The sequence below is a fragment of the Mycobacterium ostraviense genome, from assembly GCF_002705925.1.
In the GTDB taxonomy this organism is placed as follows: Bacteria; Actinomycetota; Actinomycetes; order Mycobacteriales; family Mycobacteriaceae; genus Mycobacterium; species Mycobacterium ostraviense.
This window is the reverse complement of record NZ_NKRE01000001.1, coordinates 232,627-257,618: the sequence shown is the minus strand read 5'-3', so window position 1 is coordinate 257,618 and position 24,992 is coordinate 232,627. Positions and strand designations below refer to the sequence as shown.

The 24,992-nt window shown below is 67.1% G+C and carries 19 protein-coding genes, 1 tRNA gene and 2 pseudogenes; 10 read left to right on the top strand and 12 right to left on the bottom strand.

All coding sequences use genetic code 11. The features are described 5' to 3' along the window. The first annotated feature begins 4 nt into the window (after positions 1 to 4). Both CDN38_RS01025 and CDN38_RS01020 read left to right on the top strand, forming a co-directional pair. A pseudogene (locus tag CDN38_RS01025) lies at positions 5 to 420 on the top strand (TM2 domain-containing protein). Further along, positions 410 to 862: a DUF2752 domain-containing protein gene (locus tag CDN38_RS01020; RefSeq protein WP_075511348.1), complete on the top strand. Its 453-nt coding sequence runs from the start codon at positions 410 to 412 to the stop codon at positions 860 to 862. The pseudogene CDN38_RS01025 and the gene CDN38_RS01020 overlap by 11 nt, the downstream one beginning before the upstream one ends. Positions 863 to 881: 19 nt before the next feature. On the opposite strand, the gene CDN38_RS01015 is transcribed toward CDN38_RS01020, so the two are convergent. Then, on the bottom strand, positions 882 to 1,631 hold the full coding sequence (locus CDN38_RS01015; RefSeq protein WP_099318740.1) for a cutinase family protein: 750 nt from the start codon (positions 1,629 to 1,631) through the stop codon (positions 882 to 884). A gap of 227 nt (positions 1,632 to 1,858) precedes the next feature. Between CDN38_RS01015 and pyk the strand changes: the two genes are divergently transcribed. The 3 genes from pyk (at position 1,859) to CDN38_RS01000 (ending at position 5,681) form a co-directional block, all read left to right on the top strand. Then, on the top strand, positions 1,859 to 3,277 hold the full coding sequence (gene pyk, locus CDN38_RS01010) for a pyruvate kinase (RefSeq protein ID WP_075511354.1): 1,419 nt from the start codon (positions 1,859 to 1,861) through the stop codon (positions 3,275 to 3,277). Next, positions 3,278 to 4,144, top strand: a complete 867-nt coding sequence (locus tag CDN38_RS01005) for an acyl-CoA thioesterase II (RefSeq protein WP_075511355.1) — start codon at positions 3,278 to 3,280, stop codon at positions 4,142 to 4,144. It abuts the gene before it with no gap. 121 nt (positions 4,145 to 4,265) lie between these two features. Further along, positions 4,266 to 5,681, top strand: coding sequence for a bifunctional lysylphosphatidylglycerol flippase/synthetase MprF (locus CDN38_RS01000; protein ID WP_075511380.1), 1,416 nt, complete (start codon positions 4,266 to 4,268; stop codon positions 5,679 to 5,681). Here the strand turns inward: CDN38_RS01000 and cydC are convergent. The 9 genes and pseudogenes from cydC to CDN38_RS00950 all read right to left on the bottom strand — a co-directional run bounded on the left by cydC (position 5,670) and on the right by CDN38_RS00950 (position 14,548). Continuing rightward, positions 5,670 to 7,322 (bottom strand): thiol reductant ABC exporter subunit CydC, encoded by a 1,653-nt coding sequence (gene cydC, locus CDN38_RS00995; RefSeq protein ID WP_099318739.1) that lies wholly within the window; start codon positions 7,320 to 7,322, stop codon positions 5,670 to 5,672. The two genes, CDN38_RS01000 and cydC, sit on opposite strands and share 12 nt — an antisense overlap. Then, positions 7,309 to 8,898, bottom strand: coding sequence for a thiol reductant ABC exporter subunit CydD (gene cydD, locus CDN38_RS00990; protein ID WP_075511357.1), 1,590 nt, complete (start codon positions 8,896 to 8,898; stop codon positions 7,309 to 7,311). The genes cydC and cydD overlap by 14 nt, the downstream gene beginning before the upstream one ends. Before the next feature lie 86 nt (positions 8,899 to 8,984). Then, entirely contained in the window at positions 8,985 to 10,025 is a 1,041-nt protein-coding gene (cydB, locus tag CDN38_RS00985) for a cytochrome d ubiquinol oxidase subunit II (protein WP_075511358.1), read from the bottom strand. A 52-nt stretch (positions 10,026 to 10,077) separates the two neighbouring features. Further along, positions 10,078 to 11,535, bottom strand: coding sequence for a cytochrome ubiquinol oxidase subunit I (locus CDN38_RS00980; RefSeq protein WP_075511359.1), 1,458 nt, complete (start codon positions 11,533 to 11,535; stop codon positions 10,078 to 10,080). Positions 11,536 to 11,638: 103 nt separating this feature from the next. Beyond that, positions 11,639 to 12,229 (bottom strand): HdeD family acid-resistance protein, encoded by a 591-nt coding sequence (locus CDN38_RS00975; protein WP_099318738.1) that lies wholly within the window; start codon positions 12,227 to 12,229, stop codon positions 11,639 to 11,641. A 16-nt stretch (positions 12,230 to 12,245) separates the two neighbouring features. Beyond that, positions 12,246 to 12,380, bottom strand: a pseudogene (locus CDN38_RS30215) (IS982 family transposase); the annotation flags it as partial. 199 nt (positions 12,381 to 12,579) lie between these two features. Continuing rightward, the gene (locus CDN38_RS00960; protein WP_075511382.1) at positions 12,580 to 13,908 is read right to left on the bottom strand and encodes an adenylate/guanylate cyclase domain-containing protein; all 1,329 of its coding nucleotides are present in this window, start codon (positions 13,906 to 13,908) and stop codon (positions 12,580 to 12,582) included. A gap of 49 nt (positions 13,909 to 13,957) precedes the next feature. Continuing rightward, positions 13,958 to 14,464 (bottom strand): DUF488 domain-containing protein, encoded by a 507-nt coding sequence (locus CDN38_RS00955; RefSeq protein WP_075511360.1) that lies wholly within the window; start codon positions 14,462 to 14,464, stop codon positions 13,958 to 13,960. Positions 14,465 to 14,474: 10 nt separating this feature from the next. Then, positions 14,475 to 14,548 (bottom strand) — tRNA-Leu (locus CDN38_RS00950). Between the two features lie 125 nt (positions 14,549 to 14,673). On the opposite strand from CDN38_RS00950, the gene CDN38_RS00945 reads away from it, so the two are divergent. Then, complete coding sequence (locus CDN38_RS00945; RefSeq protein WP_075511361.1) at positions 14,674 to 15,288, top strand: ANTAR domain-containing response regulator; 615 nt, start codon at positions 14,674 to 14,676, stop codon at positions 15,286 to 15,288. Positions 15,289 to 15,379: 91 nt separating this feature from the next. Here the strand turns inward: CDN38_RS00945 and CDN38_RS00940 are convergent, their stop codons facing one another. Together CDN38_RS00940 and CDN38_RS00935 are read right to left on the bottom strand one after the other, a co-directional pair. Beyond that, positions 15,380 to 16,543 (bottom strand): lipid-transfer protein, encoded by a 1,164-nt coding sequence (locus tag CDN38_RS00940; protein WP_075511383.1) that lies wholly within the window; start codon positions 16,541 to 16,543, stop codon positions 15,380 to 15,382. 35 nt (positions 16,544 to 16,578) lie between these two features. Continuing rightward, on the bottom strand, positions 16,579 to 17,022 hold the full coding sequence (locus tag CDN38_RS00935) for a Zn-ribbon domain-containing OB-fold protein (protein WP_075511362.1): 444 nt from the start codon (positions 17,020 to 17,022) through the stop codon (positions 16,579 to 16,581). A gap of 132 nt (positions 17,023 to 17,154) precedes the next feature. On the opposite strand from CDN38_RS00935, the gene polA reads away from it, so the two are divergent. The 4 genes from polA (at position 17,155) to CDN38_RS00915 (ending at position 24,991) form a co-directional block, all read left to right on the top strand. Continuing rightward, the gene (gene polA / locus CDN38_RS00930; protein WP_099319305.1) at positions 17,155 to 19,818 is read left to right on the top strand and encodes a DNA polymerase I; all 2,664 of its coding nucleotides are present in this window, start codon (positions 17,155 to 17,157) and stop codon (positions 19,816 to 19,818) included. Between the two features lie 108 nt (positions 19,819 to 19,926). Beyond that, a complete protein-coding gene (gene pglW, locus CDN38_RS00925; protein WP_075511364.1) occupies positions 19,927 to 24,108 on the top strand; it encodes a BREX system serine/threonine kinase PglW in 4,182 nt (1,393 codons plus the stop codon). Positions 24,109 to 24,173: 65 nt separating this feature from the next. After that, entirely contained in the window at positions 24,174 to 24,641 is a 468-nt protein-coding gene (locus CDN38_RS00920) for a hypothetical protein (protein ID WP_075511365.1), read from the top strand. A gap of 62 nt (positions 24,642 to 24,703) precedes the next feature. Then, positions 24,704 to 24,991: a hypothetical protein gene (locus CDN38_RS00915; RefSeq protein WP_233428380.1), complete on the top strand. Its 288-nt coding sequence runs from the start codon at positions 24,704 to 24,706 to the stop codon at positions 24,989 to 24,991. Position 24,992: the final 1 nt, after the last annotated feature.

Below are 24,992 nucleotides of genomic sequence, written 5' to 3'. Positions count from 1 at the left end.
TGGCATGCTGAAGCGGTGACTGACCAGTCGTGGGCTGCGCAGCCCGGTTCACCGGAGCAGCAACCGGGATATCCACCGCCTTTTCCGCCGCCGTACTATCCGGAATACTCCCGGCCCGGCGGCTACCACGGCCCGGCAGCGGACCCGTCGGCTCCCTTCGGTCGGCATCCTGTTACCGGGCAACCGCTTTCGGACAAGTCGAAGACGATCGCGGGGTTGTTACAGCTGTTGGGGCTGTTCGGCATCGCCGGTATCGGCCGAATCTACCTCGGGCACACCGGGATGGGCATCGCGCAGCTGCTCGTCGGTTGGTTGACGTGCGGGGTCGGCGCCGTAATCTGGGGCGTCATCGACGCGGTGCTGATCCTGACCGACAAAGTCAGCGACCCGTGGGGTCGCCCATTGCGCGATGGAACCTGATCGGACCGCCACAGCATCGGGGGCGCGCGGTAAGCACGCTCGGCGGCTTCGTCATCTCTATGGCGCCGCGGGCTCGGCCGTGCTGTTGGCCGGCGCACTGGGCTATGTCGGCGCGGTCGATCCGCACCGCAGCCACTCGCTGTACCCGCAATGTCCGTTCAAGTTGCTCACCGGCTGGAATTGCCCCGCGTGCGGCGGACTGCGGATGACGCACGACCTGCTGCACGGTGATGTCGCGGCCGCCCTCAATGACAATGTTTTCTTGGTTTTCTTGTTGGCCGGCATCCCCATGATTGCCGGTTGGATGCTGCTGCGCCGCCGCAATGGCCAGTTGTGGCTGCCCGCGCCCGCGATCATCACCCTTGCGGTGGCGACGGTGGTGTGGACCGTGCTGCGAAACCTGCCCGGCTTCCCGTTGGTGCCAACCGTTCTGGGCGTTTGACCTCAGCCGGCCCCGTCGTTCAGTTGCCGAAGCCCGATAGCGGGCCCGGCCCGCCAGCAGCCGCGCTAAGCCGACTGGCGGCAAAGGCCACCCCCTGCTCCACCACCAGCCCGTCGCCCGCGTACGCGTCATGGGCGGCGAAGTTCAGCCCGTCGGAGCAGACCGGATCTTCCGGTTCGCACACCTTGATGGTCTTGGCCTGATACGCGGGACCGATAGCGACTGGGGGCTGACCGAGGAAGTCCATCGCCCGGTGGTTCGGCAACCCAAACAACACCACCGCGGCGACATGGTCAGCCACCTCGGGCGCCAACGGCTTGGGCACGGTGGCGGGATCGACTCCATCCGGCACCGCGGCCGACGTGACGAAGCCCATCACGGCCGCTCCCTGCGAATATCCGCCGAGGACCATTTTGGTCTGCGGGCAGCTGCCCGCCATGGAAACGACATGAGCACTAGCATCTCGGATGCCGTCGATCCCGGTATCCCACTGGTCACTGGCCGGGTAGTTGACCGGATACACCCCGAACGTCTTGCCGCCGGCTCGCGAGCGCAGGGAGTCGACAAATGCCTGCCCCGTGGGGCCGACACCCGGAGCCTCACCGGTACCCCGGGCGAACACCACCTCGACGTCGGGGCAGGGCTCTGCGGACGCCGCCGGGACCACAAAGCCGGGAAGGACGGAGGCGCTGATACCCCACACGGTGACGACTGCGGGACCAAGGATTCGGACGACGGGAGAAGCAATCACGGCGCGGTAGGTGTCCATACGAGGAGTTTCTCAAATTGGCAAATTTTCGGCACCTTTTGCGCGCGGAAAGTTGCCCGTGCACGGCGATCGACGGGCCGGCGCCGCCGCCGCCGGTCCGCGTTCGCATCGCGCGGAGAGTGGGCGCGTGCACACCGGTATTGCGACGCCCACTTCGGCTGTGGTCCGATGCGCGGGTATCGGCGAGGCGCACCGAAGGCAGATGACCGCGACTATGCTTTGTCGTCGTGACAAGACGCGGGAAGATCGTCTGCACTCTCGGGCCGGCCACCCAATCGGACGACATGGTCAGAGCGCTGGTCGAAGCCGGAATGGACGTCGCCCGAATGAACTTCAGCCACGGCGACTCTGCGGATCACGAGGCGGCCTACAAACGAGTGCGGGCAGCCTCGGATGCCACCGGGCGCGCCGTTGGCCTGCTCGCCGACCTGCAAGGCCCGAAGATCAGGTTGGGGCGCTTCGCCAGCGGGCCGACCTATTGGGCTGATGGTGAAACGGTCCGGATCACCGTCCGGGACTGCGACGGCTGCCACGACCGGGTGTCCACCACTTACAAGAGGTTGGCTCAGGACGCGACGGCCGGGGACCGCGTGCTGGTCGACGACGGCAAAGTCGGACTGATAGTCGATCACGTCGACGGCGACGACGTGGTCTGCACTGTCGTCGAGGGCGGCCCGGTCAGCAACAACAAGGGAATCTCACTGCCCGGCATGAATGTTTCCGCGCCCGCGCTGTCGGAAAAGGACATCGAGGATCTCACGTTCGCGCTGAACCTGGGCATCGACATGGTGGCTTTGTCCTTCGTGCGCTCGCCGTCCGATGTCGAGCTCGTCCACGAAGTGATGGATCGGATCGGACGGCGAGTACCGGTGATCGCCAAGCTGGAAAAGCCCGAAGCCATCGACAACCTCGAAGCCATCGTGCTGGCCTTCGACGCCGTCATGGTGGCCCGCGGTGATCTCGGGGTCGAGCTGCCGCTGGAGGAGGTCCCGCTGGTGCAGAAGCGCGCCATCCAGATGGCGCGGGAGAACGCCAAGCCGGTGATCGTGGCGACCCAGATGCTGGACTCGATGATCGAGAATTCGCGGCCGACCCGCGCCGAGGCCTCCGACGTCGCCAACGCGGTGCTCGACGGCGCCGACGCACTGATGCTGTCCGGTGAAACGTCGGTCGGCAAGTACCCGCTCTTGGCGGTGCGGACCATGTCGCGGATCATCTGTGCGGTCGAAGAGAATTCGACGGCGGCTCCGCCGTTGACGCATGTGCCGCGCACCAAGCGGGGCGTGATCTCCTATGCCGCCCGCGACATCGGCGAGCGACTGGACGCCAAGGCCCTGGTCGCCTTCACCCAATCCGGCGACACCGTGCGGCGGCTGGCCCGCCTGCACACCCCGTTGCCGCTGCTGGCCTTCACCGATCTGCCCGAGGTGCGCAGCCAGCTGGCCATGACCTGGGGCACGGAAACATTCATCGTCCCGCACATGAATACCACCGACGGCATGATCCGCCAGGTCGACAAGTCGCTGCTGGAACTCGGCCGCTACAAGCGGGGCGACCTGGTGGTGATCGTCGCGGGTGCGCCTCCGGGCACGGTCGGTTCCACCAACCTGATCCACGTGCACCGGATCGGTGAGGACGACGTTTAGTTGTCCGATTTTGACGAACTGCTGGCGGTGTTGGATCTCCACCGGGTCGCCGGCGACCGATTCATCGGATCTCATCCCAGCAAGAACCCGCTGCGCACCTTTGGCGGGTTGCTGGTGGCGCAGTCGTTCGTCGCCAGCACCCGCACGCTGACCCGCGACGGCCTACCACCCAGCGCACTCTCGGTGCATTTCATCAACGGTGGCGACACCACCAAGGACATCGAATTCCATGTGGTGCGGTTGCGCGACGAGCGGCGGTTCGCCAACCGGCGCGTCGACGCGGTACAAGACGGCACGTTGCTGTCGTCGGCGATGATCTCCTACATGTCCGGCGGTCCCGGGCTCGAGCACGCCGTGGATCCGCCGGAAGTTGACGAGCCGCACATGCGGCCACCGATCGGCGAGCTGTTGCGCGGCTACGAGGACACCGTCCCGCACTTCGTCAACGCGTTGCAACCGATCGAGTGGCGCTATACCAATGACCCGTCCTGGGTGATGCGGGAGAAGGGCGATCGGCTTCCTTACAACCGGGTCTGGCTCAAGGCTCTGGGCGCGATGCCTGACGACCCGGTGCTGCACACCGCGACGATGCTGTATTCCTCCGACACCACCGTGCTGGACTCGGTGATCACCACCCATGGGCTGTCGTGGGGCTTCGACCGAATTTTCGCGGCGTCGGCCAACCATTCGGTGTGGTTTCATCGGCAGGTCGACTTCGACGACTGGGTCCTGTATTCGACATCGTCGCCGGTGGCCGCGGATTCGCGCGGGCTGGGTACCGGGCATTTCTTCGACCGCGGCGGGCGGCTCATCGCGACCGTGGTGCAGGAGGGCGTCCTGAAATACTTTCCCGCGGCTCGCCGATAGAGAGGTGGGGTAACCGCAGGACAACCGCCCGGTTCGGCTCAACCCGGCCACGCGCAGGCGTACCGTTCCTGGTAGCGGGTGCCCGTCCGGCAGCTGAGAGGCAGGTCAGCGGGAGGTGAGCGTGAACGAACCGTCGGTCGATGTCGCGCCGAGGGTCCGTGCCCGCGAACGCGTCGTCGTCCACGTCGATACATTCAGGGCTCGCCTTGTCGGCGCCCTGGCGGTGTTCTGCGCGGCGTGCTGGCTCATTGCGCTGCTCGCGCATAACTACCGGCACGAGGATTGGCAGGCAGCCGGGCGGCTGAGTTGGTCGCTGACGATGCTGGCGGCGGTGGCATTGATCGCCCGGGGCATCTTCCTCGGGCGTCCGGTCACGGCCATGCACGCGGCTGCGGCCGCGCTATTCCTGGTCGCCGGGCTGGGCCTGCATGTGCTGTCCTTCGACCTGGCCGGTGAGATGCTGATCGCCGGATCGGGATTGGTGTTGATGTGGCCGACGTCGTCGCACCCACGACCTGAGGACTTACCACGGGTGTGGGCATTGATCAACGCCACCAGCGAGGACCCGCTGGCGCCGTTCGCCATGCAGGCCGGCAAGTGCTACCACTTCAACGCGGCCGGTACCGCGGCGCTGGCATACCGGACGCGGCTGGGCTTTGCGGTTGTCGCCGGGGACCCGATTGGTGACGAATCGCAGTTCCCCGAGCTGATTGCCGACTTCGCCGCCGCGTGTCATGCCCGCGGCTGGCGGATTGCGGTGCTGGCCTGCGGTGAGCGACGGCTGAATCTATGGACCGACCCCGCCGTCCCGGGAAGGTCGCTGCAGGCGGTACCGATCGGGCGAGACGTCGTCATCGATGTCCCCAACTTCGCGATGGTGGGCCGCAAGTTCCGCAACCTGCGTCAGGCCGTCAAACGAACCCATAACGCCGGCATCACCACCGAGATCGTGGCGGAGCAGGAACTCGACGACAAGCAGCGCGCAGAGCTGACCGAGATGCTGCTGGCGTCACCCAAGGGGGCCCGCGCCGATCGCGGCTTCTGCATGAGCCTCGACGGCGTCCTGGAAGGCAAATACCCAGGCGTTCAGCTGATCATAGCCAGGGACGCTTCGGGGCGGGTGCAGGGCTTCGACCGATTCACCACCGCGGGCGGCGGCAGTGATTTCTCCCTCGATGTGCCGTGGCGGCGCCGTGGCGCTCCGAACGGGATCGACGAGCGGCTCAGCGTCGACATGATCACCGCCGCCAAAGAGGCTGGCGCGCAGCGGCTCTCGCTGGCGTTTGCGGCGTTCCCGGAGATCTTCGACGCGGCGCACCGCAGCCGGCTGCAACGCCTGTTCTACCTGCTGATCCATCTGCTTGATCCGTTGATTTCCCTGGAGTCCTTGTACCGGTACCTGTGCAAGTTCCACGCCTTGGACCAACGACGCTATGCGCTGGTCTCGTTGACCCAGATTGTTCCGCTGCTGCTGGTGCTGCTGTCCCTGGAGTTCATGCCGCGGCGCCGAGGGCTACCCGAAGGGTCACGCCGGTGAGCCGACGCGCAGCCGGGCGCACGGGATGTCGTCGGGCAGGTGGTGGGTAGCCACCACAACCGTCCTGTCGCCCAGAATCGGTCCCGGGCCCGGCATCAACAAGTCGCGCAGCACAGCCCCGGCATCGGTCGCGTCAAGGTGTTCGGTCGGCTCGTCCAGCAGCACAATTCGGGCGGGGGAGAGCACCGCCCGCGCGAGCAGCAGCCGTCGGCGCTGTCCTGCTGAAAGTCCTTGCGCACCACCGACCAACACTGTCGACAAGCCCTCGGGCAGGCCGGCCAGCCAGCCGCCGAGGCCCACCTTGGCCAAGGCGGCCGTCAATTCGTCATCGCCGCAATCGCCGCGGGCAACCAGCAAGTTGTCTCGTACGGTGGTGGCGAAGACATGTGCGTCTTCGGCGAAAAAGGTTACGGCTCTACGCAGTTCGGTTTCACCGAGGCGGCTCAGGTCGGTTCCGTCCAGAAGCACCCGGCCGTGCAGCGGCGGCAACAGCCCCGCGAGCGTCATCAGCAGCGTCGTCTTGCCGGAGCCGCTGGGGCCGATGACGGCAAGCCGGGCACCCGGCGGCAGGTCGAGCACTGCCGGGCATGACCGCGCCGCCGAGTGGCCGCACCGGATGTCGGCGGACAGCCGGCCGGTGATCGCGGGCCCCACCGGTGTCGTCGTGGCCCGGTCCGGGTGGCTGCCCTCGGGCGGAGCCAGGTCGAGCAACCGCCGTGCGGCGATGCGTGACCGGGTCAGCTGGACCGCGGCCGCCGGCAGTGCGGTCGTCGCCTCGAAGGCCGACAACGGCAACAACATCAACACGGCCAGCGTCGTCGGCGCGACCGTGGGAGCCATGCCGATCGCCGTCACCGCCGCACCCAACACGCTGATCCCGATCGTCGCGGTCGGTATCGCCTCGGCGATCGCCGCCGGCCTGGCCGCGGCGTCGAGCGCCTTACCCCACGCACGTTGTTGCCGTTGGGATTCGGCGATGACGTCGGTGAGGACTCCGGCGACTCGAAGCTCGGGCGCATGCTCGAGTGCGACCATGGCCGACGTGTCGCGGCCGCCATGATGTCGCCGGGCCAGCTCCTCGTGTCGCACGGCGGCGCTGCCGGCAAGCCAGGGCGCGACAACCCCGGCCACCAGCAGGCAGATCGCCAGGACCGCTGCGGCCGGCACCGAGATGATCGCGACGGCCGTGGTCGCGGCCAGCGCCAGTACTGCGGCGACGCCGATCGGTACTACCGCACGGACCAGCATGTCGGCCACGGTGTCGACGTCGGCGCCGACTCGGGCCACCACCTCACCGCTGTGCAGCCGGACCGCCGCCGCCGGCGGCCCCGTGGCCAGCCGGTGGTAGATCCGGGCGCGGGCGGCGCCGGCCGCGCGCAGCGCGGTGTCGTGGGTGGCAAGTCGCCCGCAATAGTGCAGAATCCCGCGCGAAATCGCGAACGTTCGCACCGCGACGACCGCGACGGACAAGTCCAGCACGGGCGGCATCTGCCAGGCCCGGGTGATCAACCACGCCGAAACCCCGGCCAAGGCCAGGCCGCTGCCCAGCGACAACGCCGCCAGCACAATCGCGGCCAGGACCCGCCGCAGTCGCGGACGCAGCAGCTCATAGCCGGCCAGCAGCGGATCAGACCGGGGCATAGCCGACCTCGCTGCCAGCGCTGACCTCGACGACTCGGTCACCGATGGCCACGACTTCTGCCCGGTGGCCGACGACCACCACCGTCGGACCACGGCGCGCCCGGTCGACGACGGTGCGCAACACCCGGTCCTCGGTGGCGGCGTCGAGGTGCGCGGTCGGTTCATCGAGCAGCAGCACCGGGGCGGTTGCTCCGAGGGCACGGGCCAGTCCGAGGCGCTGTCGCTGCCCCAGCGACAAGCCGACGCCGCGGCGGCCGAGCACGGTGTCCAATCCGGCAGGCAGCTCCGCCAGCACGGTGTCGAATCCTACTGCCGCGCAAGCACTGTCAAGGTCGTCCAGATCACCGAACAGGACCAGGTTGTCGCGGACCGTTCCCGGAACCAGCACCGGGCGTTGCGGCAGCCAGGACAGCTGCCGCCACCAGTCGGCGGGCTCCAAATCGCGGACGTCGATTCCGGCGACGGTGACCCGTCCCGACGACGGCACGGTGAGGCCGGCGATCACCTGCAGGACCGTGCTCTTACCCGCGCCGTTTCGCCCGGTCAGCACTGTCACTCGGCCGGGTTCGAGCACCGCGGTCAGGTCATCCGGTGAGCGGCCGTCTCTGCTTGCGACACTGAGGTTTTCGATGCGGATCAGGGCTCCGCGGGCCGACACGGTGCGGGTGGCCGCCGTCGTCGACGCCGGTTCGCCGACGACTGCGATAGCCTGGGCGGCCGCGGTTCTGCCGTCTTGGGCGACATGAAATTCCACACCGATGCGCCGCAGCGGCCAGTACACGTCGGGAGCCAGCAGCAGTACCGTCAACCCGGTGGCCAGGCTCATCTGTCCGAACACCAGGCGAAGACCGATGCTGACCGCAACCAGGGCCACGCCCAGCGTGGCCAGCAATTCGAGCACCAACGCCGACAGGAAGGCGACCCGCAGCGTGGCCATCGCCGAACGGCGGTGCGCGGCAGCGAGTTCTGCAATGCGCTGCTTCGGTCCCACTGCGCGGCCCAGCGCCCGCAGGGTGGGGATGCCGGCGATCAGGTCCAGCAGCCGGGCCTGCAGCGTGCCCATCGCGGCCAGCGCGGCTGCCGACCGGTCGGCCGTCGCCATCCCGATCAACACCATGAAGATCGGAATCAGGGGCAGCGTGATCACCACGATCGCCGTCGATTTCGCGTCATAGGCCGCGATGACCGCGACGGTAGCCGGTGTCAGAATCACCGCAAGCAGCAAGGTGGGCAGGTAACCGGTGAAGTAGGGACGCAAGCCGTCCAGTCCGCGGGTGACCAGCACCGCGGCGGCATCACGCTGTGCCGCAACCTCCCTGGGCTGGCAGCCGGTTACCGCCGTCAACACCTGGCCGCTGAGATCCGCGATCACCGCGCTGGCTCCCCGTTGCCCCAGACGCGCCTGCATCCAGTGCGTCACAGCACGAATTGTCCACAGCGCCAACAATATTGCCAGCGGTTTCAGCCAGCAGCCTAGTTGTCGCGTCGAGGGATCGGCCACGATCCGCGCGACGATGGTCGCCAGGACCACCGCCGAGCCGATCGCACAGCCGGATATAACCACTCCACAGGCCACCGCGGCGATCAGGTAGCGGCGCAGGGCCGACGATGCCCGCCACAGCCGCGGATCCAGCGGCGCGCGGGCAGACCTGTCCGTTGCGCTCAGGAGGGGCGCCTCGTCAGACCGATGGACGGCGGTATCCGCTCAGTCGAAATGCGTTGCCGGAATACCCAATACGTCCAGGCCTGGTACACCACCGTCAGCGGCGCGAAGATGGCGGTCACCCAAGTCATGATCTTGAGGGTGTACGTGGTCGACGAGGCGTTGTAGATCGTGACGTTCCACCGCTCGTTCAGCGTCGACGGGACCAGGTTCGGGTAGAGGGCGCCGAACAGCAGCACGACCACGGTTGCCACCGCCACCGCGGTGCACACGAACGCCCAGCCGTCCGACGCGCGCAGCCACACCAGCAGCACGGCTGCCGCCTGCGCCACCACCGCCACGCCCAGCACCGCCCAGGTCCACTGCTTGCCATACACCAGTTGCGTCCAAACCCCGAACCCGGCAACCAGTCCAGTCACCGGGAGCGACAACCACCGGGCAAACCGATGAGCGTCGTCACGGATCGGGCCCGCGGTCTTCAACGCGACGAACACCGCGCCGTAGAACAGGAACAGCCCGGCGGTGGCTAATCCGCCCAGCAGCGTGTAGGCGTTGAGCACATCGGTGATCGACAGATGCACGTGGGCGTTGCCGTCGACCGGCAGGCCCCGCACCAGGATGGCGAACGCCACGCCCCACAGCACCGCCGGTAGCCAGGATCCGGCCGCGATCCCCAAGTCCGCCAACGACCGCCACTTCGAGTCATCGACCTTGCCGCGCCATTCGATGGCCACGGCACGCACGATCATGCCGAACAGGATTACCAGCAGCGGCAGATACAGCGTGGAGAACACGGTGGCATACCAGCCGGGAAATGCCGCGAACATCGCCGCACCGCCGGTGATCAGCCAGACCTCGTTGCCGTCCCAGACCGCGCCGATGGTGTTGAGTGCGGTGCGCCGGTGCGTCTCCGGGTCGCCGGCGCCGATGCGGGCGAACGGCTCCATGAGCATGCCCACCCCGAAGTCGAAACCCTCGAGGATGAAGAAACCGAGGAACAGCGCCGCGATCACACCGAACCACAACTCCTGCAGACCCACGGTCAGCTCCCTTCGGTCGGTATCAGGCCGCCGTGCGGCCCCAATAGGCGCCCTAATAGGCAAACGACAGCGGCGCGACTTCCTCGTCGTCGGGTGCACGAGGCGCAGCCGGTTGCGCATCGTGGTCTTGCGGTCCTTCGACGATGTAGCGCTTGAGCAGCCAGAACCAGATGACCGCAAGCACCGCGTAGACGAGTGTGAACGTGGCCAGCGAGGTGATCACCATGCCGGGCGCGTGGTCGGAGACGCCGGCCGCGACGGTCAGTCGGACATTCTGGTCACCGGTGGGGTTGGGGGCGACGATCCAGGGCTGACGGCCCATCTCGGTGAACACCCAGCCGGCGATATTGGCCAGGAACGGGGTCGGAATCGTCAGCAGCGCAACCCAGGCGAACCACCGCTGGCGGGGGATCCGTCCGCCGCGCGTCAACCACAGCGCAAGCAACGCGAACAGTATCGGAATCGCGAGCAAGCCGATCATGAGCCGAAACGACCAGTAGGTGACGAACAGGTTGGGACGGTAGTCGTTCGGCCCGAATCGCTGTTCGTAGTCTCGCTGGATGTCGCGCACACCCTGCAGGGTGACGTTGCTGGTTTTGCCCTCGGCGAGAAACGGTAGTACGTAAGGCACTTCGATGACCCGGGTGAGGCTGTCGCAGTTGTTCTGACGGCCGACGGTGAGGATGGAGAAATTAGGATCGGTTTGGGTGTCGCACAACGACTCCGCCGAAGCCATTTTCATCGGCTGCTGCTGGAACATCAGTTTGCCCTGGTAATCGCCGCTCAGGAACAAGCCGGCCGCGGCGACCAGCGCGACCCAGCAGCCCAGGATGGTCGCGGGCCGATACATGGCGCGGGTGCCGGGCCCGACCGGGAAGGTATTCGACCGAACCAGCCACCAGGCGCTGACGGCGGCAACGAACGTCGCGGCGGTCAGCAGTGACCCCATGACCGTATGGGCGAATGCCGTTCGCCCGGTGTTGTTGGTCAGCAGGGCCACGATATCGGTCAGTTCGGCGCGCCGCGTTTCGGCGTTGTAGTGAGCGCCGACGGGGTGCTGCATGAACGAGTTCGCGGTGATGATGAAGTACGCGGACACGTTGACGCCGATCGCGACGATCCAGATGCAGGCCAGGTGCACCAGCCGGGGCAGCCTGGTCCAGCCGAAGATCCACAATCCGATGAAGGTGGATTCGAAGAAGAAGGCCAACAGGCCTTCCATCGCCAGCGGGGCGCCGAAGATGTCGCCGACGAAGCGCGAGTACTCGCTCCAGTTCATCCCGAATTGAAATTCCTGCACGATTCCGGTGGCTACGCCGATGGCGAAGTTGATCAGGAACAACTTGCCGAAGAACTTGGTCAGGCGATACCAGGCGACGTTATCGGTGACCACCCACACCGTCTGCATGACGGCCAGCAGCGGCGCCAGGCCGATGGTGAGCGGCACGAAGATGAAGTGGTAGACGGTGGTGATACCGAACTGCCAGCGCGAAATGTCGACGACATTCATCTGTCATCTCCGGAGATTACGGGCCGATACCTGTGGGCTACGACGAAGTGTAGTAGAGCGATCGGCGCTGACGCTACGGCCAATTCGCGTGCTCGTGGAAGGGTTACAGGCCAAGACGTTTGGCCGCCTTACGGATGCCGAACGCCGAGACGATCTCGCAGGCGCCGATAATGACCAGCCACACACCCACGACGATGGCCAAGGTGATGATCGACTCGAACGGCGCGGCCAACACCACGACGCCGGCGATCAGGCTGACAACTCCGACGAAGATCTGCCATCCCCGTCCCGGCAGGGTCGGGTCGTTGATCGCGGACACGGTTGTGGCGACGCCGCGGAAGATGAACCCGATGCCGATCCAGATGGCCAGCAATAGGACCGCGTTGCCGAAATGGCGGAACGCCAGTACGGCCAGGATCAGCGAGGCTGCGCCGCTGATGAACGCCAGGATTCGGCTGCCCGCCGAAACGTGCAGGCTGAACGCGAGGACAACCTGCGCGATGCCGGTCACGACGAGGTAGACGCCGAACGCGACGGCGGCCACCAGGACCGATATCCCTGGCCAAACCAGGACCACTATGCCGAGGATCAGCGACAGGAGTCCCGATAACAGCGTTGAAATCCACAGATGCGGCAACAAGCGGGGGACGGGGCCCGAGACGGGTGTGGTTTGCATGGCACCAGTGTGACGCATGTGACGGTTTTGGCATAGAGTGGTCCGCCCCATAGTTGGCGAAACCGGCCAGTTCGAAGCGTTTCGCGGTCTCCCGCGACGCACCGCACGGCACTGGGGTGCCGTCGACCAGGCGTAGATCGTCAGCCCACGACGGGCACTGAGTGGCCAGGTACAGCATGGAGGCATCGAGGTCTGTCTTCACAACTGCCCATCGGTGCCCTCCAGCCACATTCATCACAATGCCGGCACGCCGAGAGTGCAACCACGGCGGCGCCGCCCGGCGTGTCCCCGCCGCCAGTACACACTCGGCGCAGTCGGTGCACACTCGGCGAGCAGTTAGCGAATTACTGATCGAGTGCGTTGAGTTTTCAGACGCTGGCCGCGCTTGGCTCCTCGGCAAGCACGTCGGTGGGCTCCGGCACCGCCTTGCGGCCGATCAGGTACCAGGTGCGCATGACGCCTTTGCCCTTGACGTTGATGTGTCCGCGCTCCTGCAGCACGAAGTCGTCCTTCAAGCGCTGGTAGACCTCGTCTGGCACTTGGATCTTGCCCACCGAGTCCGTCGACTCCATCCGCGACGCGACATTGACCGCGTCGCCCCATACGTCGTAGAAGAAGCGGCGCGAACCCACCACGCCGGCGACCACCGGACCGGTGGCCAGGCCCACCCGCAGCGGCACCGGGCAGCCTTGTGGATCCGCCAACCCCGCAGCCACGCCGACCATGTCGAGTGCAAAGTCGGCCAGTGCCTGCACGTGGTCGGGCCGCGGGCGCGGCACGCCGCTGACAACCATGTAGCAGTCGCCACTGACCTTGATCTTCTCCAGGCCGTGCTTGTCCACCAACGCGTCGAAAGCGCTGTACAACCGGTCCAGGAATCGGACGAGGTCGGCTGGCGCGGCGCTGCTGGCCCGCTCGGTGAAGCCGACGATGTCCGCGAACAGCACCGAGGCCTCGTCGTACTTGTCGGCGATGACGTCTCGCTCGGGATGCTTGAGCCGTTCGGCGATGCTGGCCGGCAACATGTTGGCCAACAGGGCCTCCGAGCGGTCGTATTGGGCTTCCATGATCGCTTCGGCGCGAGCGGTGTCCCACAGGGCAAACCAGACCGACACGACCACCACCACGCAGGCCGAGACCGTGGTGACGACGAAGCCCGCCGACTGCGCCCAGGCGGGCTGCATTCCGGTGTTGCGGGGGACCAGGAACTCCACGGCGATGATCAACACGGTGGCAAGGGCTGCCAGCCCGCTGGCCAACACGATGTGTTCAATGCCCAACACCAGAACCACCAGGCAGGCGCCGACGAGAAAGAAGAACTGGGCACCGGACCCGGTGCCGATGCTCCAGCAGCTGGCGAAGACGGCTACATAGGCGGCCCCGATGAATGTCAGCGGTGCCACCAATTCCCCGAAGCGGTGCAGCATCGGGACGATCGCGAAGACCACGGCCGCGGCGATGTTGATCCAACTCAGGGGCCAAATCCAGGCATCGGTCAGAAATTGCATGAGCACGAAGCTCACGCTGACCATTACGGCCAGCCAGGCGGCGATGCTGAGCAGCCGGCCCCGGCGCGCCGCACTGCGGGCGTAGTGCTGGTCGAATTCGCGGGTTTGCTCGCGCACCACCGTGACGCAGTCGTGACGGGGTGAGCCCTCGGATCGTTTCCGTGGGGCACCGCGTTTCTTAGCCGCCACGACCAAAGCGTAACCGTTGCGTTCGATATTGTCGGCCACCTGCCAAGACTCAGGACCCGTCGGCGACGTCATAGGTGAGCCAGTCCGACGCAGGATGTGGCGACAGTGCGGCGTTGGGCATGATGTGCTGCACCTGGCGTCCGTCGCGGACGGCCAGGTCCGCGATCATGCGTCGGTGACAGCGCCACCACGTCGGTTCCCCGCACATCACCGCCACGTCGCAGGTGTCGGCATCCTGTAGCAGCCGCTGGTATGCCGCCCGAAATCCGGGCGTGCGGGTGTGCGCCGCGTAATTCGCGAACGCCGGGTTTTCCCACCACAGGTCACGCGGTACCGGGCTGACGGGCGGTTTGCGGCGGCCACCGAGATCAGGTTCGTGCCGGTAGCCGATCCCGGCTGCGCCCAGCCAGTCGGGCATCACTTGCTTGGACACGTCCGGGTTGCGACGCGAGCCGGGAAAACTGCGGACGTCGACCAGCAGCTTGATGTCGTGCTGGTGCAGCGCGTCGGTGAGTTGCCCGGCCGTCTTGGCGCCGTGGCCAATGGTGTACAGCATGATCCCGGAGTGCCCTCGGTGGGATTCGAACCCACACTGGACGGGTTTTGAGTCCGTTTCCTCTGCCAGTTGGGATACGAGGGCTGAGGTTGTTCCCGTACGGCATTCCACCTCAGAGCAGCCTCCAACCATAGCGGATTCATGCCGTCATCCCGACTCGCCGCCCCCCAAGGTTTGCCATCTCAGCCGCTCACGCCACAATGTCCGTCATGACCGGCCCCACCAACGACGCCGATGCAGTAAAGCCACACCGTGTCCTTATCGCGGAAGACGAAGCGCTCATCCGAATGGACCTCGCCGAAATGCTGCGAGAGGAGGGGTACGACATCGTCGGAGAGGCCGGCGACGGCCAGGAAGCCGTCGAACTGGCCGAGCGGCACAAGCCCGATCTGGTGATCATGGATGTGAAGATGCCGCGCCGCGACGGGATCGACGCGGCGTCGGAGATCGCCAGTAAGCGCATCGCGCCGATCGTGGTGCTGACCGCGTTCAGCCAGCGCGACCTCGTGGAACGCGCACGCGATGCCGGGGCCATGGCCTATCTGGTGAAGCCCTTCACCGCCAGCGACCTGATCCCGGCAATTGAATTGGCTGTCAGCCGGTTCAGCGAGATCACCGCGCTGGAACAAGAAGTGGCGGCGCTGTCCGACCGTCTGGAAACGCGCAAACTCGTCGAACGCGCCAAAGGCCTGCTACAGGCCAAGCAGGGCATGACCGAGCCGGAGGCGTTCAAGTGGATCCAGCGCGCCGCCATGGATCGGCGGACCACCATGAAGCGGGTGGCCGAAGTCGTCCTGGAAACCCTGGACACATCTGCCAAGTAGCCGCCTTCGCGGCCAACTCCCTACGGCGAGCAGACACAGAATCGCACGGATCCGCGCAGCGGAGTGCGATTCTGTGTCTGCTCGGCAGCGGCTACCGCGCCACGATCACCGATGAACCGTGGCCGAACAGGCCCTGGTTCGCGGTGATGCCCACCTTCGCGTTCGTCACCTGCCGGCCGGTGGCCTGACCACGCAGCTGCCAGGTCAGCTCGCACACCTGGGCGATCGCTTGCGCGGGGATGGCTTCGCCGAAGCACGCCAGGCCGCCCGAGGGGTTGACCGGGACACTGCCGCCGATGGTGGTCGCGCCACTGCGCAGCAGCGACTCGGCCTCGCCTTTGGCGCACAGTCCCAGGTGCTCGTACCAGTCGAGTTCCAGCGCGGTGGACAGGTCGTAGACCTCGGCCAGGCTCAAATCCTCGGGCCCGATGCCGGCCTCCGCGTAGGCCGCGTCGAGGATCTGATCCTTGAACACCCGGTCCGGTGCGGACACTACCGCGGTGGAATCCGTTGCGATATCGGGCAATTCGGGCAAATGCTGGGGGTAGCCCGGGGTGACGGTGCTGACCGCGCGCACCGACGGCACCCCCTCCAGCGAGCCGAGATGCTCGCGGGCGAACTTCGCGCTGGCCACGATCAGCGCCGCGGCGCCGTCGGAGGTGGCGCAGATGTCCAGCAGCCGCAGCGGATCGGCGACCACCGGGCTGGCCAGCACGTCGTCGACCGATGTCTCCTTGCGGAACCGGGCGTTCGGGTTGTGCAGGCCATGCCGGGAGTTCTTGACCTTCACCTGGGCGAAGTCCTCGAGCGTGGCGCCGTAGAGGTCCATCCGTCGCCGTGCCAGCAGCGCGAAGTACACCGGGTTGGTGGCCCCGATGAGGTGGAACCGCTGCCAGTCGGGATCGTTCTTGCGTTCACCGCCCACCGGGGCGAAAAAGCCCTTCGGTGTGGTGTCGGCGCCGATCACCAGCGCCACATCGCAGAAACCGGCCAGGATCTGGGCCCGGGCGCTTTGCAGGGCCTGCGAACCGCTGGCGCACGCGGCGTAGCTGGAGCTGACCGGCACGCCGTTCCAGCCCAGCTTCTGGGCGAACGTGGCGCCGGCGACGAAGCCCGGGTAGCCGTTGCGGATGGTGTCCGCCCCAGCCACCAGTTGGATCTGGCGCCAGTCGAGGCCGGCTTCGCGCAGCGCGGCCCGCGCGGCGACCACCCCGTACTCGGTGAAGTCGGTGCCCCACTTGCCCCACGGGTGCATTCCGGCGCCGAGGATGTACAGCGGTTCGGGCGTGCTCACGATGCGACCCTCCACGCGTAGACGATGCGTTGCACACCGTCGTCGTCGGTGAACAGCGGCATGGTGGTCAGCTCCATCTCCATGCCCACTTTCAAGTCGGCCGCCAGCGTGCCCTCGACCACCTTGCCCAGCACGATCAGCCCCTCGTCGGCCAGCTCCACCGCGGCGACTGCGAACGGCTCGAAGGGGTCGGGGGAGGGATAGGGCGGCGGTGGGGCATAACGGTTTTCGGTGTAGCTCCACAGCTTTCCGCGCCGAGACAACGCGACGGACTCTAGTGTGTCGCTCTCGCAGGCCGGGTTGGGGCAGTTGTTCTCGCGCGGCGGGAAGACGTAGGTTCCGCACTGCGGGCACTTGCTGCCGGTCAGATGCGGGTTGCCGGCCTCGTCGGTGGCGAACCACCCGTCAATGGCCGGTGCTTGGCTGGTGACCTCGGGCACCGGCCCAGCCTACCGAGCAGACGCACAAAACTGAAACGTGTTGCAGTTCCGGCGCCGCATACCGCGTCGGACCAGGTGCATAGAGTGTGATCCGTGAGCACCGCCAGTGAGGATCAGCCCAAGCCGACGTTGATGTTGCTGGATGGCAACTCGCTGGCATTTCGGGCGTTCTACGCACTGCCGGCGGAGAACTTCAAGACCCGCGGCGGGCTGACCACCAACGCGGTCTACGGCTTCACCGCCATGCTGATCAACCTGCTGCGCGACGAGGCCCCGACGCACATCGCCGCGGCCTTCGACGTGTCCCGGCAGACCTTCCGCTCCGAGCGTTACCCGGAGTACAAGGCCAACCGGTCGTCGACGCCCGACGAATTCTACGGCCAGATCGACATCACCAAGGAGGTTCTGGGAGCGCTGGGCATCACGGTGCTCGCCGAACCGGGTTTCGAAGCCGACGACATCATCGCGACGTTGGCTTCCCAGGCCGAGAAGGAGGGGTATCGGGTGCTGGTCGTCACCGGCGACCGCGACTCCTTGCAGCTGGTCAGCGACGACGTGACGGTGCTCTACCCGCGCAAAGGCGTCAGCGAACTGACTCGCTTCACCCCCGAGGCCGTCGTCGAAAAGTACGGGCTCACCCCGGCGCAGTACCCGGACTTCGCCGCGCTGCGGGGCGACCCCAGCGACAACCTGCCCGGTATTCCTGGGGTGGGGGAGAAGACCGCGACCAAGTGGATCGCCGAATACGGCTCCCTGCAGGGGCTGGTCGACAACGTCGACTCGGTGCGCGGCAAGGTCGGCGACGCGCTGCGCGCCAACCTGGCCAGCGTGGTGCGCAACCGCGAACTCACCGACCTGGTCCGCGACGTGCCGCTGGCCCAAACTCCGGACACGTTACGGCTGCAGCCCTGGGACCGCGACCACATTCACCGGCTCTTCGACGACCTCGAATTCCGGGTGCTGCGCGATCGGCTGTTCGACACCCTGGTCGCCGCCGAACCCGAGGTCGAGGAGGGGTTCGACGTTCGCGGTGGTGCGCTCGAGCCGGGCACGGTCGCGCAGTGGCTGGCCGAGCACGCCAGCGACGGGCGCCGCTCCGGCCTGACGGTCGTGGGCACACATCTGCCTCACGGCGGCGATGCCACTGCGCTGGCGATCGCCGCCGCCGACGGCGAAGGCGGCTACATTGACACCGCGACCGTGACGCCCGACGACGACGCCGCGCTGGCGGCCTGGCTCGCCGACCCCGCCAAACCCAAAGCGCTGCATGAGGCCAAGATGGCCATTCACGACCTCAGCGGTCGCGGCTGGATTTTGGACGGTGTCACCTCTGATACCGCACTGGCGGCCTACCTGGTACGGCCGGGGCAGCGCAGCTTCACCCTCGACGACCTCTCGCTGCGCTACCTGCGCCGCGAGCTGCGGGCGGAAACCCCTGAGCAGCAACAGCTTTCACTGCTCGACGACATCGAAGGGGTGGACGACCAGGCGGTCCAGACGGCTATTCTGCGGGCTCGGGCCGTGGCGGATCTGGCCGAAGCGCTGGACGCCGAACTGGCCCGCATCGACTCCACCGCGCTGCTGGCCGAGATGGAATTGCCGGTGCAGCGGGTGCTGGCGGACATGGAGCGCGCCGGCATCGCCGTCGATCTGCCGATGCTCGCCGAGCTGCAAAGCCAATTCGCCGACCAGATCCGCGATGCCGCCGAGGCCGCGTATGCCGTCATCGGCAAGCAGATCAACCTCGGCTCGCCCAAGCAACTGCAGGTGGTGCTGTTCGACGAACTCGGCATGCCCAAGACCAAGCGGACCAAGACCGGCTACACCACCGATGCCGACGCGCTGCAGGGTCTTTTTGACAAGACCGGGCACCCGTTCCTGCAGCATCTGTTGGCGCACCGCGACGTCACCCGGCTCAAGGTGACCGTCGACGGGCTGCTGAGCGCGGTGGCCGCCGACGGCCGGATTCACACCACGTTCAACCAGACCATCGCGGCCACCGGCCGGCTTTCGTCTACCGAACCCAACCTGCAGAACATCCCGATCCGCACCGACGCCGGCCGGCAGATCCGCGACGCTTTCGTGGTGGGCGCCGGCTACAGCGAACTGATGACCGCCGACTACAGCCAGATCGAGATGCGGATCATGGCGCACCTGTCCCGCGACGCTGGCCTCATCGAAGCCTTCAACACCGGCGAGGATCTGCATTCGTTCGTCGCGTCCCGCGCGTTCGGCGTGCCGATCGACGAAGTGACCGCCGACCTGCGTCGCCGGGTCAAGGCGATGTCGTACGGCCTGGCCTACGGGTTGAGTGCCTATGGGCTATCCACCCAGCTGAAGATCTCCACCGAAGAGGCGAAGGTCCAAATGGACCAATACTTCGCCCGGTTCGGCGGGGTCCGCGACTACCTGATGGCCGTGGTCGAGCAGGCCCGCAAGGACGGCTACACCGCCACCGTATTGGGGCGCCGGCGCTATCTGCCCGAGCTGGACAGCAGCAATCGCCAAGTGCGTGAGGCCGCCGAGCGGGCGGCGCTCAACGCGCCGATCCAGGGGAGCGCCGCCGACATCATCAAGGTGGCGATGATCGAGGTCGACAAGGCGCTCACCGAGGCCGGCCTGGCATCGCGGATGTTGTTGCAGGTCCACGACGAATTGCTGTTCGAAATCGCGCCGGGTGAACGCGAACAGGTCGAGGCGCTGGTGCGCGAGAAGATGGGCGGCGCCTACCCGCTGGATGTTCCCTTGGAAGTGTCGGTGGGCTTCGGGCGCAGCTGGGATGCCGCGGCGCACTGAGCGACCCCGGCTCAGCACACGCGACACTGAAGTGCCTACATTGTCGGTGTCGCAGCGGATACTGGGGCGCAGCAATCCGGCCCAGAGCGACGAGGAGGTGCCCAACCGGTGAAGGACGGCCGTTGGGTCCAGATCGCCGAGTCGCAATTCGCCCACGAACAGCAGGGGCTCGACGCCATCAAGCGGATTCTTCCCGACGCCGCGCCGTTTCGCGCCTGGGCCAACTTCGAGTTCCGCGACAAACGCGGCCGCTGGCACGAGGTCGACCTCCTGGTGCTCGCCCGCGACACCCTGTATCTGATCGAGCTCAAGCATTACGCGGGCACTCTGCGGGGCAACGACCACGTGTGGATCCGCAACGGGCAGCGGGCTGAGGATTCGCCGCTGCTGCTGACGCGCCGCAAGTCCCAGTACTTCGCGTCGCTGCTTAAGGACGCGCTGCGGCAGAAGGCGGGCTATGACCCGGGCATCATCCCCTACGTGCAGGAACTGGTGTTCCTGCACCATCGGGAGTTCACCTGCGAGCTGCCGGAGAGCTCGAAGATCAACCTGTACGGCCTGGACGGGCACACCGCCAAGACCCGATTGCCCGGGATATCCGAACGCTTGCTGGCCCCGGCTCGACGGGAGCCGGTCAGCGAGAAGAACAGCTTGATCATCCACGGCCTGATGAAGGCGATCGGCCTGGCGCCGCGGCGCCAGCGCGAAGTCGGCTCGTGGATCATCGACGAGCAGCCACTCGCCGACGGCGACGGTTGGCAGGACTGGCCGGCCTTTCACCATGTCGACACCGAACGGCACGCCCGCATCCGCTTCTACACCATCGGTGACGGCGCCACCACCGCCGACAGCCACGCCCGCACGCAGGCCGTCACCCACGAGTTTCACCTGTTGTCCCGGTTGCGCTACGACGGATTGCAGGTTCCCGAAGACCTGGTCAACGAGCCCGAACTGGGTATCGGTCTGGTATTTCCACAGCCCAAAGGTGATGTGCCGCTTGACCTTTGGCTGGCCGCTCACAAGAACCTGTCGCTCGAACAACAACTCGACTTGATCGGTCGGCTGGCCGACATCGTCAATTACGCCCACCGCAACCGCGTGGTGCATCGCGGCCTCAACCCGCGTTCGGTGACAATCCGCGATCGAACCGAACCGCTGCCGCAGGTCACCGACTGGGACAGCGCCGGCGTGCTGCCCGCCAACCCCGACACCGCCGTGAGCCGGCTGTCGAGTGGGTCACTGTCGCTGATGGCGGCAGCACCGCATGAGATGGCCCGGCTGTTCGCAGCCCCGGAGGGGCCGCGCCCGACGGATCCGGCGCGCATCGACGTCTTCGGGCTGGGAGCGCTGGCCTTTTTCGTGTTGACCAACGGCCAGGCGCCGGCCATCGAACGCGGCGAGCTGATGGACCGGCTGCGTCGCGACCACGGCCTGGATCTGGCCGCGGAGATGCCCCAGGTCCGAACCTCGCTGCGCCAGCTGGTGCTCGACGCCACCAACCCCAGGCCCGACGATCGCATTGCCGACGTGGCCGAGTTTCTTGAACGACTTGCCGCTGCCCGCGAGAACGTGCTGGGCAAGGCGACCGGCACCGACCCGCTGGAGGCCGGGCCGGGAACCGAACTGGCCGGACGGTTCACCTACCGTCGCAAGCTCGGCGCCGGCTCGACGGCGGTCGGCATCCTGGTCGCCGACCAGCAGGTGGGTGGCGCTGAACGGGTGTTGAAGGTGGCCAAAGACGCCGACGCCGCCGAGCGGCTGCGCGCCGAGGCGCAGCTCCTGGGCCGCTTCGAGGACGACGAGCGCATCGTCACCTTGCATGGCGTCGTCGACGTCGGCGGGCGCACCGCGCTGCTGCTCAAGTACGTCGGGCGCACCACGCTGGCCGAGGAACTCAACAATCGCGGCCGCTTGTCGATCGACGTGCTGGAACGCTGGGGCACGGACCTGCTGACGGCCCTGGTGGCGCTGGAACGCAAAGGGGTGACGCACCGCGACATCAAACCCGCGAATCTCGGTGTGTATCAGTCGAGTTCGCGCGCTGACTCGCATCTGGTGATGTTCGACTTCTCGATGGCCGGGGTCGATCCGAAGAATATTGAGGCAGGCACCCCGCCGTACTTGGACCCGTTCTTGGGCACCGGTGGCCGCCGCCAGTACGACACCGCCGCCGAACGTTACGGCGCCGCGGTGGTGCTGTTCGAGATGGCGACCGGCAACACCCCCCAGTACGGACTCGACTCGAACACCAATCCGGCCACGGTCGACGACGACATCACCCTGACGCCCGACATGTTCGAGCCGGCCGTCGCCGCGGCGATGGTCGAGTTCTTCACCACCGCGCTGTCCCGCGACGCTGTCCAACGGCCCGACACCGCCGAGGACATGCTGTGCGGCTGGCGCGCCATCTTCGCCGTGGTGGACACCGTAACCGCGCCACAGGAAGGCGATTCGGCCGCCGCGAGGGCGGACGTATCGACGCCGCTGGCCGCCGCCGGGTTGAGTGCTCGGGCGGTGTCTGCGTTGGCTACTGCGCAAGTCGCCACCGTCGGCGAACTGCTGGCGCTGGACTCCACCCCGCTCAACCGGCTGGTCGCCCGCGAAGCCAAAGACACGCGCAAGGAGATCACCACCCGATACCGGGAGTGGACGAAGCGGCTGGGCAAGCAGCGCATGGTCTCCGATCAACTCATGGGTCTCGACGAGGCGGTCGGCCTGTTGATGTCGGCCGTATCGGCCCCGCGGGCGGCGACCACCCGTAGGCGGGCCGCCGAGCTGATTCTGGGTGTCACATCGGGACTGGACGCGTTCGCCAGCAGCGCCGAACTGGCCGAGAAACTGGGCAAGACCACTCCGCGCGGCATCCAGGTGCTCAAGGAACTGCAGGACGACTGGGCGAACAACACCGACGCTCGGGACTTGCTCGACGCGATCACCGAGATCGCCAAGCAGGTGGTCACCGATTTCGGCGGGGTCGCCGCGGTCATTACGCTGACGGCCGAGATCCGCGCGCGGCTGCCGCAGTCGGGCGTCACCGCCGCCGATTGGTCGGCACACGACCGCGCGGCCGGTGGATTGCTACGCGCAGCGTTGGACCGGCTCAGTGAGCACGAAACCGCGTCGGGGACAAAGGAATTCGTGCGGCGACGGCACGGCCGTCGGCTGGCGCTGCTGGCCGACGACGAGATGCTGCTGGCCGCCGCCGAAGCTGCGGGTGAGCGGGCCGACAAACTGGTCAGCGCCGACGCTGCCGCCGTGGTGCCCGCCTCGACGGCGGCCAGGGAACTGCGGGCAGCATTCCACGAGGGCTTCCGTGCGGTCAGTGACGCCGACGCACAAGTCCAGTGGCCGGGGGACGCGCGGTTGGTGCGGCTGGCCGCCGCCATCTCGCGTCATGCCGCGGTGACCGGCCGCGGCGAGTTGCACAACCGCGACATGTCGCCCGCGGCCGCGGTGCGGGTGGCGCTGACGGGGCTGGCCCAGTCGGAGTCGCTGTCGCCGTCGCAGGTCCGCAGCCGCGTGACCGCCCGCTTCCCGGAGTTGGACCGCATTCCGCTGCGGCCGCACCTGGACACCCTGATCGAGCAGACGCGCCTCGACCTTGAGTGGGATGGCGAGGCCTACCGCTTCCGGGTTCCCGAACCGCCCAGCGCGACCACCATGCATACCCACGCACCGACCGGGTTGCCGGGCTTCGGCGACCTCGACGCCGCGGCGCGGCACCGAGCAGATAGCGATGCGGTGCTGCAACGGTGCATCGACGAACGGGGATTCCTCGCGGTCGGTGTGCCCATCTCGCCGGATCGGCCCGGCCAGCATGAGCGGGTCGCACGTGAGCTCGCCGCTGCCTACGACGGCGAGGAGCTCGACGTGACGACGCGTCTGATCGCCGCGATGCGGGAACTGGCTGACCGGCAGGGCGTGTCCTGGGAGCTGATTCGTAGCGCCGACGCCGCAGCACCGGGTACCCGCGACGCGCGCGGGCTGCGCGCGGTGATCGACCGGGTGGTGCCTTCGTTGGCCGACGAGTTGCGCGCGTCGGTGTTCGACGGCGCCGGCCGGGGCGAGCCGCTGATCCTCACCGAGGTGTCGCCGCTGGCCCGCTACGGGCATCTCGACATTCTTGCCGAGCTCAGCGACCTGTCGGCACCGCGACGGCGCCCGGTCTGGGTGCTGCTACCTCAACTGCGTGGGCAGAGCGGAGCGCTGGTGGACCGCAAGCCGATTCAACTGGGCTCGCCCGCGCAGTTCCTGCTTTGGCGAGTCGCGGCGGATGCAGTGCACACATGACAACGCAGCCGAACACACGCCAGCGATCTCGACATGGGGGTGACTTTATAAGTAGTTTTAATGTCATGGACGAGGTGTCGTTTTCCGATCTGCAGTTGAAGGGCAAGGCGACCGTCGAGCGCTGGCTGCGCAGTTCGGCGGGACGGCCGCTGCGGGTGCGTCGGCGCGACGCCGAGGATTTGGTACTGATCACGGCCTCGCGGGCGGCCCAGGAGCGAGAGGCGTCGTCGGCGACCTCTCGGCTGTTCGTGGCGATGATGCGGCACGACCGCGGGATACGTGACCTGGTGACCGAGGCGTTGCCGGAGGCGTTCCCGTGGGTGGCGTTCTTGTCGCGTGCGGAGGTCCACGAGTTCGTCGACGAATTGGTGGCGACGATGCGGGCCGCGGATTCGATCGACAACCCGGCGCCGGTGGCTCAGCTGATCGAGAGTTGGCGACACACCGCGGAGGTGCTCGCCGATCCGAAGTTGGCGGCGGTCCTGACCGCGCCGAGCGACGGCGATTACGGAAGGGTGCCGGCGCCTGAGTGAGTCCGAAACGGGGAGATCGCGTCGCACCGCCGGCCACGCAGGGACAGTGGGAGTTGCGGTTCGTGACCAGCGAGGCAGTCAAGGGATGGGAGTCGTTGTGCCAGCAAGCCGCAGCGAACACCGAGGTTGCGTGGAATGAGCTGCGCAGCCGTCCGGAAAGCCCGGCGCCAACGCCGCGGCATCACCGGCTCAAGGGGCGGCTGGCGTCGGGTGCGCACGGTGGGGTGGAGATGGAGCAGTGGCAGTACGAGGTGACCGGCGGCGGAAGGATCTGGTACCTCGTCGATGTCCAGAAACACACGTTGTGGCTGCGCCCCGCGGGGCCCGGGCATCCGCGTGAGACCGAATAAG

What these genes read in the sequence shown, in the direction of transcription:
- CDN38_RS01020 (WP_075511348.1), top strand. Translation starts at nt 410, where the DNA reads ATGGAACCTGATCGGACCGCCACAGCATCGGGGGCGCGCGGTAAGCAC.
- CDN38_RS01015 (WP_099318740.1), bottom strand. Translation starts at nt 1,631, where the DNA reads ATGGACACCTACCGCGCCGTGATTGCTTCTCCCGTCGTCCGAATCCTT.
- cydC (WP_099318739.1), bottom strand. Translation starts at nt 7,322, where the DNA reads ATGCCCCGGTCTGATCCGCTGCTGGCCGGCTATGAGCTGCTGCGTCCG.
- CDN38_RS00980 (WP_075511359.1), bottom strand. Translation starts at nt 11,535, where the DNA reads ATGAATGTCGTCGACATTTCGCGCTGGCAGTTCGGTATCACCACCGTC.
- CDN38_RS00975 (WP_099318738.1), bottom strand. Translation starts at nt 12,229, where the DNA reads ATGCGTCACACTGGTGCCATGCAAACCACACCCGTCTCGGGCCCCGTC.
- CDN38_RS00955 (WP_075511360.1), bottom strand. Translation starts at nt 14,464, where the DNA reads ATGCTGTACACCATTGGCCACGGCGCCAAGACGGCCGGGCAACTCACC.
- CDN38_RS00945 (WP_075511361.1), top strand. Translation starts at nt 14,674, where the DNA reads ATGACCGGCCCCACCAACGACGCCGATGCAGTAAAGCCACACCGTGTC.
- CDN38_RS00940 (WP_075511383.1), bottom strand. Translation starts at nt 16,543, where the DNA reads ATGCACCCGTGGGGCAAGTGGGGCACCGACTTCACCGAGTACGGGGTG.
- polA (WP_099319305.1), top strand. Translation starts at nt 17,155, where the DNA reads ATGTTGCTGGATGGCAACTCGCTGGCATTTCGGGCGTTCTACGCACTG.
- CDN38_RS00920 (WP_075511365.1), top strand. Translation starts at nt 24,174, where the DNA reads ATGGACGAGGTGTCGTTTTCCGATCTGCAGTTGAAGGGCAAGGCGACC.